Here is a 15,677-nt window from a genome sequence, read left to right on the forward strand (position 1 = left end):
GCCCCGCGGATGGTGATCCATCAGGGTATGGATCACCAGACCGGTAAAGATCAGAAGTCTGAAGCCGGTGATCTATCCTATTCCCGGAGACTGCGATCAGAAAGGCACTGACATGGTAACTTCAACCGCACTGGTATCACTGTTGTCATCGTCATTGGCCACCGACATCATGTGGCTGAATGCGAGTTCACTGGTCAGGCGTCCGGCATCAAAGCCAAGGCCGGTACGGACGCGCTGATTGCCATATTCATTGAGCTTGCTGGTAAAGAACGGTGTGACAATCCCGATTTGGCGTCCATCCTGATCGAGCAGGGCAAAGCCATAGGTCACCGTGCCCCCGATGGTGTACTCGGTGTAATCAGCGCGCCCGGCAAGATAGTCGCCTTCAAGGGCGGCATTGAGCCCCGTATTGCGGTCAGACAGTCGCACACCGCCACCAATATTGAACGCGGTTTTGTCATTGTTGATTTCATCGGTGAAATCATAGATCAGGCCGGTTTCAAGGAATGGCGTTATGGTCAGGCTTTGAGTGGGCGCGAAATCATAGGCGGCCTCGATCGCCGGTTTGATCTGCCGGGTGTTCGACCGGGTGGTGGCATTGTTTGTGCCGTCACTTTCGGTATAGCCATCGACGGTTTTACGGGCGGCCATAAAGGCCACGGAAGGGGTCAGGGACACCGGTAGGGTGTCATATGGCTGAATCCGATAGGATGTGGTCATCGCGGCATACCACATGTCTGAGTCTGTATTTCCCGACACCGTATTGTTGTCGCGGGTGACATCAATATCACCCATGCCATATCCGGCCTCGGCGACGATGTTGAGATTGGCCATCGGGCGATAAATAACATAGGGCGATGCGACCCAGCCGGTTTCCTGATAGCTGCCACTGTTAAAGGCGGTGGTCAGGTCGGTATCGTTATAGCCCAGCGACAGGCCCGCAATCAGCGCATCGGCGAATTTGTAATCGAGCCCGACATTATAGCCCCAGACATCGCCGTCATAGCGGTTGTCCGTACCGCCATTGACATAGTCACTATCAACCGAGGTAAAGGAGCCATGCCCCCACACGGTAAAGGGCGTGGTGGTGGCAAAGGCCGCACGGCCATCAATGCCGCTGGCGCCGCCCACATCGCCTTGATCGGTCGGGCCAAGGCCCAGCATTTGCATGCCCTGACCGGTGGAACTGTCAAAACTGCCCATCATCGCCATGCGACGCAGCGCATCATTGCGGTCGGTGATGCTGTTGCCGTTGTTGTTGCGATCATCATGACCAGCGGTGGTGTCGATCAGGCTGGCACGATGGGGGACGGTTGTTTCGCGCACAGAGGTGGTAAGGCCCGCCACATTGTCCGTATTGGAAGTGTTGGCAATACTGATTACCGATGAGACGCGCGATGCGATATTTTGTTGAACAACCGTGGTTTGGGATCGCGAGACAGCACCGATAACAGCGGATGACGTGCTTGCGGAGGATTTTATTTTTTCAGCCTCCTCTTCTTCCGCGACCGGTTCTGTTCCGGCAACGCAGCTTACCGTTATGTTGTACTCCGCACCGGGGCCAGACATGAAAAGCCTGCCGTTTGTTGTATCGCCCGGAATCTGAATGGTGAGGGTGACTGTTTCGCCGAGGCTAATGCTGCCCGCCGTGGCGGCGCGGGAATTGGCGGCGTTTACATTATCCGTATAGGTATAGGTATAGTTAACTGGCGATGCACCGCCTGCGTCGTTGTGTTTGAAGGTGACCTTGGCCACCTCCCAAGCGCCAAACGCTTGGTTGCTGGCCACTACGCCGTTGCTGGTGGTTGAAGTGTTCCAAACAGTACACCCCGTGCTCAGGGCGAAAGCGCTGTTGGCAAAGGGCAGGGATAGTCCGGTCAGGGCCAGCGCATAAAGCCCTTTTTTAAAGAAAGATTTGCACGCGTTGAGTGGCGAACGATCAGATCGTCCCGGTTTGAAGGTGATTCTGTTCTTATGCATTGTTCGCCATGCCCATGTCCTTTTTGATCGGTGCCGACGGATCGGTCCCGTTGCAAGAGCTTTAGGGGTGGTGCATGGGAAGGGCTATTCTTAAAGGGAGGATGATGTCGATTTTTGACACTAAGTGGATAGATATTGCGCAAATGTGGATAGGAGGGCCGGTTTGTGGGCCGCATATCGTTATGCGGACAGGTTGGCAATCACATCGGTGCTTTGGGTCAGGCTGCAATATTCCGAAGCCAGCACGGCGGCATAAAGATCAAACACGGTTTGGGCATCGAACCGTTTGCCGTTGGCATCCGTGACATCAATCGCGGTGGTGGCATCGAGCGGTAAATGGCATTCAAAGCCAAGGCAGTGGGCGGCACGGATCGAGACATCCATCGAGTTATGAATGACCACACCGGTAAAGATCAGGCGCGTAATGCCGCGGTCGCGCAGATGTTTTTCCAAATCAGTTCCGATAAAGGCGCAATTAACAGACTTGGTGATGATGGTTTCGCCATCGTGTGGTTTGACTTCATCCTTGAACGGTTGTCCGGGACCGTTGACATAGAAGCTTGAGGCCGGATTGGCTTCTTCGTGGCGGATATGAATGATCGGAAGCTTTGCCGCCCGAAAGGCCGCCAGCAGTTTGGCAATCACATCGGCATAACCGGGATTGTTTTTGGCATTCCAGCGCGGATCATCCATCGCCTTTTGCACATCAAGGACGATGAGTGCGGTATTCTCCATTTGAACTCTCTGGAAATTCATAAGTAGGGTATCAGCAACACCTCGAGTGGCTGTTCTTCTGTTCCCGGAATTCGTCTAAAACCAGAGCCTTTATCCTGTAGAGCTACAAATCGATCTTTATCTACCTCTTGGAACAGAACAGACCGGTCACTAAGGCGAAGCTTCAAGCCGTCAGTTGTCATGCTGAAATCATTTGTAGATGCAAAGGCCTTAGTAAGCGCAACTGTTGCCGCGGAAACTCCATGGAACCGTTTTTCAGGGTTAGCATTTGTCATTTGCCGAATAACAGTTTTCAACTGTTTGGGGATCCATGGTGGTAAGCTGTTAAGGTCAATTAGTTTTCCACTTTGAGCCCTGCGTTGTATCACTTGATCTTGAAATAAGCTTTGATCACATGCGTCAGTGATCTTCTTGTATTTAGATATATCTTTAGAGTTGAAGTGCTCTATAGCGTCGTAAGGAAAATATCCGCCACATAGTTGATACAATATGCAACCAACTTGATAGATATCGCCTTTTTTGTCGTATTCATTTGTATCGAAGGATTCTGGAGGTCGATACAGAACAGAGTGCTTGGATGCGGTTACTTTTTCGTCATCGGAATTGACTAACTTAAGGCTTCCAAAATCTGCAATCTGTGGCACAGATTCATGAATTACGATGTTTGCTGGTTTGAGGTCACGGTGAACCATTGAGTTCTGATGTATTACACCAAGGCCTTGCAAAATGTCTTGAGTTAAACGAATTGCTTCGCGTGGAGAAACACCTGTAGCGATTACTTCGTCAAGGTTTCCTTCAAATCGTCTAGGCGTAATAAAATATGCCCAATCGTCGTCGACCTGTCGGGCATCAAAAATTGGTAGTATGGACTTCGACTCAACTTTGGCGAGGAGGGAAGGCTCATCGTGTTGGCCATCGCCTGGTTCACCGGAGTAGAATTTAATAGCATACTCTCTGCCAGTAGTTCTGTTTTTGGCAAATATTAGGTAACCATTCTGGCCACCGTAGTGGCGGTCCATAATCTCATAGTGTTGAGAAATCTCGTCTAAAACGTATTGTTTTAGTTCCTCAGGAAGGTCGGTCAACATTTCCATATCTTACTGCTCGCCAGCAAGTATTGCAGCCTTGAGAGCATTGGCGATGTACTTCTTCGGTGGATCATTTACTGAGCACTTCTTTATCTTTTGACTTGAGATGAATTTAACTTCGCAGGTTGCATTCAGTAGGAGAATTGCTTCCATCTTAATGGCTGCACCGCCAGAACTCATAGAGCCATTCTCCTGAAACTTTTTGATGCCTATTAGATCTGGTTCGATTTCGGCAAGGAGAGTTCCAACTGCGGTGTTGAATGTGCGCAAATGTTCGTGAGATCTCGTTTCAGACAAAGAAAGTTTCTCATAAATCTCGTCCCAAGTTATTTCATCATCATTTTGATGAGTTAAAATGTAACGCATCTCTTTTCCAGCGAACTCGACCCCAAGTACCTTCATAAATGCTCCAAATAATAATGGCCCCAGTCTTGACTGGAGCCATTATTACATTAATTGAAACTATATACTAGTATAGTGTCCCGGGTATTCAACTTTAACTGGCGCTGCCTTAGGAGCAACCGGTGGTCGCGCCACAAGAGTCGCATTTCAGGCAGGTGCCGTTACGGACCAGGGTGAAGTTACCGCAATCGGGGCAACCGTCGCCTTCGTAACCCTTCATGCGGGCTTCGCGGATCTTGTCCATTTTGGCATCGGTTTTGGCGATGACTTCTTCGCTGGCGGTCAGGATCGCATTGTTCTGCGGTGCTGACGGTGCAGCGGTGGTCACAGCACTTGTGGTGGTTTCATGGCTGTGATTATGGCCATGACCGTCCGTACCGGTGGACTTTACCTCGATCACGCGTTCTTCGGTCTGGGCACCGCCGTCAACCACATAGAGGTTGCGACGCACGAAGCCGCTTGATGCCACCTTGCGGATGGTTTCGATCGCCTGATCGCCGGTTCTTTTGCCTTCTTCACCAAGATCGCCTTCGGCGACACCTTCGCCAACCGCATCGGGAAGGATGTCGGACGGCTGAACATGGGCAAGGTCGTTACGGCCAAGATAGGAGATGGCCAGTTCGCGGAACATGTAATCAAGGATGGAGGTTGCCATCTTGATCGCATCGTTGCCCGAAACCATGCCTGACGGCTCGAACCGGGTGAAGGTGAAGGCTTCGACATATTCTTCCAGCGGCACGCCATACTGAAGGCCGATGGAAACTGCGATGGCGAAGTTGTTCATCAACGAGCGGAAAGCAGCGCCTTCCTTGTGCATGTCGATGAAGATTTCGCCAAGCTTGCCGTCTTCATATTCACCAGTGCGCAGGTAAACCTTGTGACCGCCAACGGTGGCCTTCTGGGTGTAACCCTTGCGGCGACCCGGAAGCGAACGACGGTCGCCACGGATGACGCGTTCGATGATTTTCTCGACGATCTGTTCAGAAGCAGCGGTTGCCTTGGCGGCAGTCGGCTGATCTGCGTAATCGTCTTCTTCAACCAGAGCAGAGTTGAGCGGCTGGCTGAGTTTCGAACCATCACGGTACAGGGCGTTTGCCTTAAGACCCAGACGCCAGGACAGCATGTAGGCGTCCTTGCAATCCTGAATGTTGGCGCTGCTCGGCATGTTGATGGTTTTGGAAATCGCACCCGAGATGAACGGCTGGGCCGCTGCCATCATGCGGATGTGGCTTTCTGCCGACAGGTAACGCTTGCCGATACGGCCGCACGGATTTGCACAATCAAAGACCGGAAGGTCTTCGTCACGCAGATGCGGTGCACCTTCAAGGGTCATCGAACCGCAAACATAGGTGTTTGCTGCTTCGATCTGTTTCTTGTCGAACCCAAGGGCTGCGAGCATGTCAAAGTCCATCGAATTGATGGCTTTGGCATCGAGGCCAAGGGTGTTGATGCAGAAATCATCACCAAAGGTGTATTTGTTGAAGACGAATTTGACGTCGAATGCGTTTTTAAGCGCGCCTTCGACCTTGGCAATTGCGTCGTCATCGAAACCTTTGGCGCGCAGATCGTCATGCGAGATCGCCGGCGAACCAACCAGGGTGCCATGACCAACCGCGTATTTTTCAATGTCGCGGATCTGGTTTTCGGTATAGCCGAGCGTTGCAAGCGCAACCGGAACGGTACGGTTGATGATTTTGAAGTAACCGCCGCCAGCAAGCTTTTTGAACTTCACGAGTGCGAAGTCAGGCTCGATACCGGTGGTGTCGCAATCCATGACCAGACCGATGGTGCCGGTCGGGGCAATAACAGTGGTCTGGGCGTTGCGGTAACCGTGCTTTTCGCCAAGTTCCAGTGCCTTGTCCCAAGCAGCACGCGCTGCTACCGGAAGATCGGCATAGGGGCTGTCAGCAGCAACCAGCGGAACCGGATTGATCGAAAGACCTTCGTAGCCTTCCTGTTCGCCGTAAGCCGCACGACGATGGTTGCGCATGACACGCAGCATTTCATCGGCGTTATCGGCATAACCCGGGAACGGACCCTGTTCGCCAGCCATTTCGGCCGAGGTCGCATAGGATACGCCACACATGATCGCGGTCAGGGACGCGCCAATCGCACGGCCTTCGTCGCTGTCGTACGAGATACCCATGCTCATCAGCAGGCCGCCAATGTTGGCATAGCCAAGGCCAAGGGTACGGTAACGATAGGAGAGTTCTGCGATACGGTCAGACGGGAACTGTGCCATCAGAACCGAGATTTCAAGAACCACAGTCCACAGACGAACGGCATGTTCGTAAGCCGCGATGTCCACGCCGCCATCGTCAGAACGGAAGTTCATCAGGTTGAGCGATGCAAGGTTACATGCGGTGTCATCAAGGAACATATATTCCGAGCACGGGTTGGACGCATTGATGCGACCCGAATTCGGGCAGGTGTGCCATTCGTTAATCGTAGTGTCGTACTGGATGCCCGGATCGGCACAAGCCCAGGCTGCTTCACCAACCTTGTCCCAAAGATCACGTGCATTAACGGTCTTGGAAATCTTGCCATCGGTACGGCGGGTCAGGTTCCAGTCGGAATTGTCGAGAACTGCCTGCAGGAAGTCATTCGATACACGAACAGAGTTGTTCGAGTTCTGACCCGATACGGTCAGATATGCCTCGGAATCCCAGTCGGTGTCATAGGTCTTGAAGCTGATTTCGGTGAAGCCCTGACGCGCGAACTCGATGATCTTGTTGATATAGGAATCCGGGATCATCACGGCGCGTGCAGCCAGAACAGCTTCTTTGAGCTGCGGGTTCTGGCGCGGAACGAAGCGGTCTTCGGAATCCGCCGCACCGTCCCAGTTGGTGCAGGCTGCAAGAACAGCAGTCAGGTGTTTTTCAGCAAGTTTGGAACCGGCAACAAGGGCAGCAACTTTCTGCTCTTCGACAACTTTCCAATCAATATATTCTTCGATGTCCGGGTGATCGATATCAACCACGACCATTTTCGCCGCACGACGGGTGGTGCCACCCGACTTGATGGCGCCAGCTGCGCGGTCACCGATTTTCAGGAAGCTCATCAGGCCCGAGGAACGACCGCCACCCGAAAGGGTCTCGCCGCCGCCACGAACGTTGGAGAAGTTCGAACCGGTACCGGAGCCGAATTTGAACAGACGGGCTTCACGGGTCCAGAGATCCATGATGCCGCCTTCGTTGACCAGATCGTCAGCAACGGACTGAATGAAGCAGGCATGCGGCTGCGGGTGTTCATATGCGCTTGCCGATTTGGTCAGTTCGCCGGTTTTGAAATCAACATAGGAGTGACCCTGTGCCGGGCCATCAATGCCATAAGCCCAATGCAGACCGGTGTTGAACCACTGCGGAGAGTTCGGCGCGCCCATCTGGTGGGAAAGCTGATAGCGCATTTCATCAAAGAAAGCCTGCGCATCAGATTCGGCGTCAAAATAGCCGCCTTTCCAGCCCCAATAGGTCCAGGTACCTGCGAGACGGTCAAAGACCTGGGTCGCGCTGGTTTCGCTGGTGTAGCGTTTTTCAGCAGGCATCTTGTCAAGTTTGGCGGTGTCAGCGGTCTGACGCCACAGCCAGGACGGGACGTCCTTTTCCTTGACCGGTTTGAGCGCAACCGGAACACCGGCCTTGCGGAAGTATTTCTGAGCCAGAACGTCACTCGCCACCTGTGACCAGGAAGCGGGCATGTCGATGTCATTCATCGCAAAAACAACGGAACCATCCGGGTTTTTGATGACAGAAGATGACTTACGAAATTCGATGTCGGCGTACGGGCTGACACCGTCCTGAGTGAACTTTCTGGTAATCCGCATGGTCTGCTCCGGTTCTGATCAGACGTAAGGGGGCGCTATCTGGTAATGCGCCAACATCGCCTGATTCTATATAGTTTGCTCATCGCTATTGCGCTGCCCCAAGGGCCGTTATTTTCCGGCTTTTTTGGCGCGTCGCATCTATTTGAAGTCGGTGGTGTGGTCCCCCCTTGGAACCATCCGGTCCGTGGGAAAGACTATAATGGCAAAATTTCGCCACAGTCCACTAATCTTTGTGGTTGACATCAATTTTTACCACAACATGTAGTGGGTCGGTTGCTGTCTTGCTGATTCGATGCTGACGGGATTCTCGTTAACAATCTCTGAATCAGGCCGGGAGGCCCGGAAAACTGCGGTTTCTGTCCCCGCGAGATTGTATGCCGGTCATAAGACTCGGACTAGATGTAGTGTCGGGACGGTTGGTTCCCCACAACACAGACCAAAGCTACCGCTGTTTGCGTTCCATTTCCAGCATGAAGCTGAAAATGTGCTGTTTCATTGGCCTTGTTAGCACATGTCGTCATGATAACAGTTTGATATTTATATGAAAGTATTGATTTCAGCATGCGCGCAAAACAAAGCATATCAAGCGATGGCACATACTACATATATGTGTGTGATTGTGGATAACCGGGTGGATAGACGCCCCAGATATACGCAGATCAAAGAGTCGTCGCACTACAAGCAGTTGTGGGTTGTTTTGAAGCGGTAAATATCATTGTGACAGGGTTTCAGTTCCCGTTTGGGGTGAGGCGATTTGTGCACCTGATGTGCCGTGTGACCAAATGTTGTGATATCGCGCCGGTCAATGTCCTTGAAACATTGACTTTCAAACAACATCACGACATATAAGTCTCTTGTTCGACAGGGGGCAGACCGCATGTTCCCTGTTCCGCCTTGTCAGTTCGGGCGGACAAACCAGATCTGGAGAGAGACCCAACATGGCCACCGTCGGCACCCGTATTTTTACTGCGCTGTTTGGCAAGCGCGTTGGCGAAGACCGTTTCGGCAATGTCTATTACACCGAAAAGACTCCGGCCAAGGGCCGTCGCACCAAACGTTGGGTCGTTTACAAAGGTGTGGTCGAGGGATCGAAAGTTCCGGCTGAATGGCATGCCTGGCTGCATTACACCGTTGATGCGCCGCTTTCTGAAAAAGCCGAAGACCGTTACGAGTGGCAGAAAGAGCATCTGCCGAACCTGACCGGGACCAAGCATGCATATCGTCCGCAGGGCCATGAATATAATGGTGGCAAGCGCGCGAAAGCGACCGGTGACTATCAGGCATGGTCGCCGGAAGGCTGATCTGCCGGAAGAATTGAAAATTTCAGCGGGCGCGGGGTAACTCGCGCCCGTTTGTATTTACGTGATTGTATTAAGTGGTTGTGTTTTGGGCGGTTGTGTTTTGGCGCTGTGCAAGACAATATGCCAGTCAATGAGATACAGATCGGATAAGGTCCATGAGCAACAGACTGATTGAAACCCTTGCTGGTGCTGCGGTGATTGCCGTCGCGGTTGGATTTGCGGCCTATTCATACAGCCGTGCAGGCATCAATACGGTTGAGGGATATGAGATCAAAGCCAGCTTTAACCGCATTGACGGTCTGGTTGTCGGCAATGATGTCCGTATCTCCGGAGTCACGGTCGGCAGCGTGACGGCACAGGAACTTGATCCTGATACCTATATGGCGGTTGTCAAAATGTCGCTGCGCTCGGATTTGTCCTTGCCGATGGACAGTTCGGCCAAGATTGCGTCAGACGGGTTGCTGGGCGGCAAGTTTGTTGCCCTTGAACCGGGGGGCGATATCGACATGATCCAGGCCGGTGGTGAAATTGAATACACGCAAGGCTCGGTCAATCTTGAGGACCTGATTGGTCAGGTCATTTATTCTTCGACCAACAGCAGCGATTAACAGGTTCGGATACTATATCGTGGCATGATGCCCGTTGCGGATAACCGGTTCGGGGGGCAACAGACGGTCATGATTTTGCCGGTTTTTGCGGTGAACATATGCAGCGCAGGCAGGAAGAGAAGCCCTGCAAGGACAAGTCGGAGCGGTCGATGAAGAAAACCGAACAGATGGAACATTTCCCGACATGGCAGGCGACCGATGGTTCGCCGCTATCTTGCGTGGAAAAGATCAAGGTTTTGAACGACAATTTCGGCGAACTGCGCGAAATGATGCAGGATGCGCTTGAAGATGCGCTTCTGATGGGCTGCGACGAGGAACAGTTTCGCAAGGTGATGCGTGATCTCGTGGCCGAGCTGCACAATCCCTATGATACAAGTGACAAACAGGACTGAATTCCAAGATGAAACGATCTTTTGCGATTGCCGCGATCTGTTCGACATGTGCAATGATCGGTACGGCCTATGCCGCCCTTGATTATCGTCCTGCACCGGTAGCCCAGCTTCAGGGGCTTGATAAAATTACGGCCCGCATTTCGACCTTTGAAGTGCCGGTCGGGCAGGTTGCCTCGTTCGGTACGCTTTCGATCCGGGTTGATGCCTGCTATCGCACCCCGCCGGAAGAGCGCCCGGAAAGTGCGAGTTTCCTTGAAATCGCAGATGTGCGTGACGATGGTCAGGCGACCCGTGAACAGCTGTTTTCGGGCTGGATGTTTGCATCAAGCCCCGGGCTGTCGGGCCTTGAACATCCGGTCTATGATGTCTGGTTGAAGGACTGCCTTGATCCGGCAGATGCCAAGGAAACCACACCGACTGCGCCGCAGGGCAAACCGGCACCGGAAGACCCGTAACAGCCTGTCGGGTGCCGCTATCGGGATCGTTCACCGATCCGGGCCAACGATCCGGGCCATTGCCTTCAACTCACAGAAAATTCTGAAACCGGTTTGCGGCTGTGGTCAGGCCATATGTCCCGGTTTTCTGCCGTTTATGGCGGAATTATTTCCTTGTCACGTTATATTTAACTGTTCGGATATTGTCCTAAATAGGGCGATGTTGCCAATTATTGTTTCCGCAATGGAAAATATATGTTGCCGCAGCACCGGCTTGAGAGCAGGTGTGGGGGCTGTCATTCTCGGATCACAAATTGCGATGCAGCATGACTGGTCGTAAGTCGAACATGAGGGAATAGACAATGTTTAAAGTGATGAAAAAAGCCGGTCTGGTAATGGCGGTTGCCGCAGGTCTTTCGGGGGCATCTTTTGCAGCGCAGGCAGCCGAGAGCTATAAACTCGATCCGACGCATACCAGCGTGATCTTTATTGTAAACCATCTTGGTTTTTCCGATTTCCAGGGCCGTTTTGCCGGTGTAACGGGTGAACTGACCCTTGATCGCGAAAATCCGGCAGCGTCGTCTGCTGAAATTTCGATTGATCTCAATCAGGTTGATAGCGGTGTCGATGCGCTGAACGCGCACATGAAAACGGCTGACTTCCTGAATGTTGAAAAATTCCCGACCGCGACCTTCAAAAGCACCGCAGTTGAACTGGTTGGTGAGAATGGGGCGAAAATCACCGGCGATCTGACCCTTCTGGGTGAAACCAAGCCGCTGGTTCTTGATGTCAAGCTGACCGGTGAAGGCGATCACCCGATGACCGGCGACCATGTTCTTGGTTTCGGTGCAACCGGTACCGTGACCCGTTCGGAATATGGCATGAATTTCCTGGTTCCGGGCGTTGGCGATGACGTCAAGTTGCAGATCTCTTCGGAATTCCTGAAGCAGAAATAAGCCACAGGTTTCCTGAATATGGCGGGTCCTGCGTTTCAGCAAGCCCGCCATTTTCTTCTTTTGCGTGGAAGGTGTGCGATATGGCGCTGCGTAGTGACAATACCGGATTCGGCAGTATCACCAAAAGCTTGCACTGGGTGATGGCAGCCCTGTTTATCAGTGTGTTTGCTGTTGGCTGGTATATGGATTTCCTGCCGCTGGGCATGGCCAAACTTGAATGGATGTCGCGCCACAAGTCGCTTGGGGTGACGGTTCTGATGCTTGCGGTTCTGCGCATTCTGTGGCGGTTGTATGAACCAACCCCGGCCGCCCTTGGCAAACATTCGATTGAGCGGCTGGCGGCCAAGCTTGGACATCTCGGGCTTTATGCGGTGATGATCGCCATGCCGCTGACCGGCTGGATAATGTCGTCGGCAGCAAATTTCCCGGTCAGTGTGTTTGGTCTGTTTACACTGCCCAATCTGGTGGCGCCGGATCAGGGCCTGTTCGAGACACTGCGGACTGCGCATTTCATTTTGTCCTGGGCGATTGTTGTACTGGTGCTTGGACATGTTGCCGCAGCGCTCAAGCATCATTTTATTGACCGTGACGCCACATTGCGCCGGATGTTGCCCGCGTCGGGTGATCAGGATGGGGATATCCCTGCATCCAACACAGCCAAGGAGAATTCCTGATGAGCATGAATTTCAAAACATCCCTTCGCCCGCTTGCCGCGGGTCTGGTGGCATCAATGCTGGCACTGAGCGCGCCTGCACAGGCGGCTGATCAGTGGAATGTCGAGAGCGGTGACAGCGCGATTGCCTTTACCGGCACGCAGCTTGGCGCGGAATTCAATGGGGCGTTTGAAGATTTCAGTGCATCAATTGCCTTTTCGCCAGATGATCTTGCAGGATCGTCGGTCGAGGTGCTGATTGATATTGCATCGGTCAATACCCAGAATGCCGACCGCGATAGCCAGATTGTTTCTGCTGACTGGTTTAATGCCGGTGAATGGCCGACGGCCAAATTTGTCACCAAGTCGTTTTCCGAAGTTGCCCCGGGTTCCTATCAGGCGGTTGCCGATCTGACGATCCGAGATGTGACCAGGGAAGTGACCCTGCCATTCGATCTGGTGATCAATGGCAATGAAGCAGAAGCAACGGGCGGTGTTACCATCAAGCGGACGGATTTTGGTGTCGGGCAGGGTCAATGGGCCGATGTCAGTCAGGTCGGCGATGATGTGACGATCAGCATTACTATCAAGGCATCTAAATAACGCTGATCAGCAGCGTCATATGAATTGTCGAGGACGGGGCGGAAGATAACTTTCCGCCCTTTGTCTTTAAGGGATCCGAACTTACCGGACGGGAATAAGGATTTCGCCAAGGCGTCTGGAATCACCATTAAAATAGGTGCCATCAACTTTGGTGGGAACTCCGGGAACAGTCAGTTCCTCGGTATATTGCCAGAAGCTCCAACTGGCCCATTCGACCGGAATGGTGGGTTGGTCAACACCATATTCGGCAATCCAGAGCTGATTACCCGGAAAATGTTCCTTCATGGCGTGTTCCCAGAATTTACGTCCGGTATAGATGATCGGGCGGCGATGGTAATGCTGTTCAAGCAAGGAGAGAAAGGTTTCGAATTGCTGGTGAAGGTTACCTTTGATCGGGGCCTTGATGCGTTCGATATCAACCACGGGCGGAAGATCGCCAGGTTCAAGCGTCACATTCTTGATGAACCATGCCGCCTGTGCAGCACCGTCATCATTGGTTTCATAAAAATGATAGGCCCCGCGCAAAAGTCCGGCCTTGCGTGCTGCGGCAAAGTGATCGGTGAAGGTCGGATCAAGATAATCCAGCCCGTCAGTTGCCTTGACGAAGGTAAAGGCAATGCCGCTATTTTGGACCTGTTGCCAGTTGATGTCGCCATTATGGTGGGATGTATCAATGCCATGCAGGGCAAGGCTGGTTCCATCGGCACTGGCATCACAGCTATTGGCCAGAAGCAGCGCCGAGCCAAGCATCAGACAGCCCGACAGTTGCAAGAAAATGTGCTTAAGATCCAGAACAGACGTCATTTCAAATCACCATCCGCATACCAGAACGAGCAGCCTGTCACTGCTCGTTTCGGAACGGTAGTGAGCCAAGCCGGCAAAGACAGTTTAATGCCGGCTTGGCATTCAGGCTAGGCCGGTATGCGGGCGTTGTTGCGCAGATTTTCGAGAAATGCTTCGACCGCTTCATCAAGTTCCACAGCTTCGGTGACCAGTTTCTGTGCCGAACCGGCAAGGTGGGTGGTGCCAGAGGACACCTTTTCGGCATTCTGGTTGACGGTTTCGATCCGCTCGGAGACTTCCTGTGTACCGTCAGCAGCTTGCTGGACGTTGCGAGAGATCTCGCCGATTGCGGCGTGCTGTTCCTCTACGGCAGCGGCAATCGCGCTTGAACTGTCCGCGACCGACGCAATGGTTTCGGAAATGCGACGGATGGCATTAACCGCTTCGCTGGTTTCATTTTGAACGGCAAGGATCTGCTGGTTGATTTCCTCAGTTGCCTTGGCGGTCTGGTTGGCAAGGTTTTTGACCTCGCTTGCGACGACGGCAAAGCCCTTGCCAGCATCACCGGCACGCGCGGCCTCAATCGTGGCATTCAGGGCCAGCAGGTTGGTTTGTTCAGCAATGTCACCGATCAGTTTGGCGACATCGCCGATACGCTGGGCGGCATCGGCCAGGCCGGTGACGGTTTCATTGGTTTTGGAAGCTTCTTCGTTCGCACGATTGGCAATGTCGGCAGAGTTGGCGATTTGCTGGGCGATTTCGTCCGAAGATGCCGTGAGTTCCTCGGTCGCGGCCGAGACAGTCTGGACATTGGTCGATGTCTGGGTGGTGGCGGCCGCAACCGCGTTGGAAAGTTCGCTGTTCATGTTGGTGGCATCGCGCATTTCATCAGTTGCCGCCTGCATGTCCTTGATCGAGGTCGAGATGGATCTGATCAGACCTTTGACCTGCTGATCGAGGGAGTCTGCCATATCAAGCAGGGCCTGACGCCGGTCGGCATCGGCCTTTTGTTCCATGGCGCGCTGGTTTTCCTGAAGTTTGACATTTTCGCGGGCCTGTTCGCGGAACGAAACCACGGTCCGGGCCATTTCACCGACTTCGTCCTTGCGTTGTTGTCCTTCGATCTGGCCTTCGAGATTGCCAGAAGAGATGACGCGCATGCGCGAAGCCAGTTTGTGAAGTCCGGTTGTAATGTCACGACCGATGAGCAGACCGGCAATTGCCATGATCGCCAGAATAATGCCGCCAATCAGGATGACATAGATGGCCTGTTCCCTGAATACCGCATCGACGTCATCAATATAGATGCCGGTACCGATAATGGTTCCCCAGGGCAGGGGATGTGCATAGGACATTTTTTCAAATGTCTTGTCCTTGTCCTCGCCAGGTTTTGGCCAGTAGTAGGACGAGAAACCACCTTTGGGATTGTCGCCGGCCTTGATCAGGTCACGGATGAAATAATTGCCTGCGGAATCCTGAAGTGTCCCCAAATTCTTGCCGACCAAAGCAGGGTTTGCACCGTGCATTTCCGTCATGCCATCTTTGGCAAAGACAAAGAAGTAACCAATATCGCCATCATATTTTCCGGACCCGGCGATCTCGTGGAACTGTGCGATGGCTTCTTGCTGGGTTAAGACACCGGACGTTACCTTGTCCTGATAGTGCTGGGCGATTGTGACGATATATTCGGTCGTCGCGCGAATTTTTTCCTTTCGGTCCTCAAGCAGGGAGTTGCGCAATTCAAGAAGCTGTATGGCTGCAATGGCGACAACTGCCAGCAAGGCAATGACAGACAGTGCGGTGATCTTGAGACCGATCTTTATGTTGCCGAGCATTGTTTCCTCCGACGAATTTGGCAGCAAGGTCTATTTATTATTATTTTAATATTATCATGTATTGATGTAATGCCAGTATTATCCT

At 52.7% G+C, this 15,677-nt stretch carries 14 protein-coding genes; 7 read left to right on the plus strand and 7 right to left on the minus strand.

Annotation, left to right across the window (positions count from 1 at the left end; all coding sequences use genetic code 11):
- Positions 1-96: 96 nt before the first annotated feature.
- The 5 genes from WA318_RS08735 to WA318_RS08755 all read right to left on the minus strand — a co-directional run bounded on the left by WA318_RS08735 (position 97) and on the right by WA318_RS08755 (position 8,028).
- On the minus strand, positions 97-1,788 hold the full coding sequence (locus WA318_RS08735; protein ID WP_336080620.1) for an autotransporter outer membrane beta-barrel domain-containing protein: 1,692 nt from the start codon (positions 1,786-1,788) through the stop codon (positions 97-99).
- 372 nt (positions 1,789-2,160) lie between these two features.
- On the minus strand, positions 2,161-2,715 hold the full coding sequence (locus WA318_RS08740) for an isochorismatase family protein (protein ID WP_336080621.1): 555 nt from the start codon (positions 2,713-2,715) through the stop codon (positions 2,161-2,163).
- Between the two features lie 17 nt (positions 2,716-2,732).
- Positions 2,733-3,809: a protein kinase domain-containing protein gene (locus WA318_RS08745; RefSeq protein ID WP_336080622.1), complete on the minus strand. Its 1,077-nt coding sequence runs from the start codon at positions 3,807-3,809 to the stop codon at positions 2,733-2,735.
- Between the two features lie 3 nt (positions 3,810-3,812).
- Positions 3,813-4,205, minus strand: a complete 393-nt coding sequence (locus tag WA318_RS08750; protein WP_336080623.1) for a DUF3010 family protein — start codon at positions 4,203-4,205, stop codon at positions 3,813-3,815.
- A 109-nt stretch (positions 4,206-4,314) separates the two neighbouring features.
- Positions 4,315-8,028, minus strand: a complete 3,714-nt coding sequence (locus WA318_RS08755; RefSeq protein ID WP_336080624.1) for a vitamin B12-dependent ribonucleotide reductase — start codon at positions 8,026-8,028, stop codon at positions 4,315-4,317.
- A gap of 938 nt (positions 8,029-8,966) precedes the next feature.
- Here WA318_RS08755 and WA318_RS08760 point away from each other — a divergent pair.
- The 7 genes from WA318_RS08760 (at position 8,967) to WA318_RS08790 (ending at position 12,974) form a co-directional block, all read left to right on the plus strand.
- A complete protein-coding gene (locus WA318_RS08760) occupies positions 8,967-9,329 on the plus strand; it encodes an NADH:ubiquinone oxidoreductase subunit NDUFA12 (RefSeq protein ID WP_114100029.1) in 363 nt (120 codons plus the stop codon).
- A 155-nt stretch (positions 9,330-9,484) separates the two neighbouring features.
- Positions 9,485-9,937 carry an outer membrane lipid asymmetry maintenance protein MlaD gene (gene mlaD, locus WA318_RS08765; protein WP_114100028.1) on the plus strand — a complete coding sequence of 151 codons (453 nt, stop codon included), beginning with the start codon at positions 9,485-9,487 and terminating at the stop codon, positions 9,935-9,937.
- Positions 9,938-10,086: 149 nt separating this feature from the next.
- Complete coding sequence (locus WA318_RS08770) at positions 10,087-10,329, plus strand: hypothetical protein (RefSeq protein ID WP_114100027.1); 243 nt, start codon at positions 10,087-10,089, stop codon at positions 10,327-10,329.
- Between the two features lie 8 nt (positions 10,330-10,337).
- Complete coding sequence (locus tag WA318_RS08775; protein WP_336080625.1) at positions 10,338-10,784, plus strand: DUF2155 domain-containing protein; 447 nt, start codon at positions 10,338-10,340, stop codon at positions 10,782-10,784.
- Between the two features lie 341 nt (positions 10,785-11,125).
- The gene (locus WA318_RS08780) at positions 11,126-11,719 is read left to right on the plus strand and encodes a YceI family protein (RefSeq protein ID WP_114100025.1); all 594 of its coding nucleotides are present in this window, start codon (positions 11,126-11,128) and stop codon (positions 11,717-11,719) included.
- Positions 11,720-11,799: 80 nt separating this feature from the next.
- Positions 11,800-12,393: a cytochrome b gene (locus tag WA318_RS08785; RefSeq protein ID WP_336080626.1), complete on the plus strand. Its 594-nt coding sequence runs from the start codon at positions 11,800-11,802 to the stop codon at positions 12,391-12,393.
- Positions 12,393-12,974, plus strand: coding sequence for a YceI family protein (locus WA318_RS08790; RefSeq protein ID WP_336080627.1), 582 nt, complete (start codon positions 12,393-12,395; stop codon positions 12,972-12,974). The genes WA318_RS08785 and WA318_RS08790 overlap by 1 nt, the downstream gene beginning before the upstream one ends.
- 81 nt (positions 12,975-13,055) lie before the next feature.
- Here the strand turns inward: WA318_RS08790 and WA318_RS08795 are convergent, their stop codons facing one another.
- Positions 13,056-13,778, minus strand: coding sequence for a glycoside hydrolase family 25 protein (locus WA318_RS08795; RefSeq protein WP_336080628.1), 723 nt, complete (start codon positions 13,776-13,778; stop codon positions 13,056-13,058).
- 107 nt (positions 13,779-13,885) lie between these two features.
- Complete coding sequence (locus tag WA318_RS08800; protein ID WP_336080629.1) at positions 13,886-15,592, minus strand: methyl-accepting chemotaxis protein; 1,707 nt, start codon at positions 15,590-15,592, stop codon at positions 13,886-13,888.
- Positions 15,593-15,677 lie beyond the last annotated feature (85 nt).

Source organism: Thalassospira sp. CH_XMU1448-2 (assembly GCF_037027285.1).
In the GTDB taxonomy this organism is placed as follows: Bacteria; Pseudomonadota; Alphaproteobacteria; order Rhodospirillales; family Thalassospiraceae; genus Thalassospira; species Thalassospira profundimaris_C.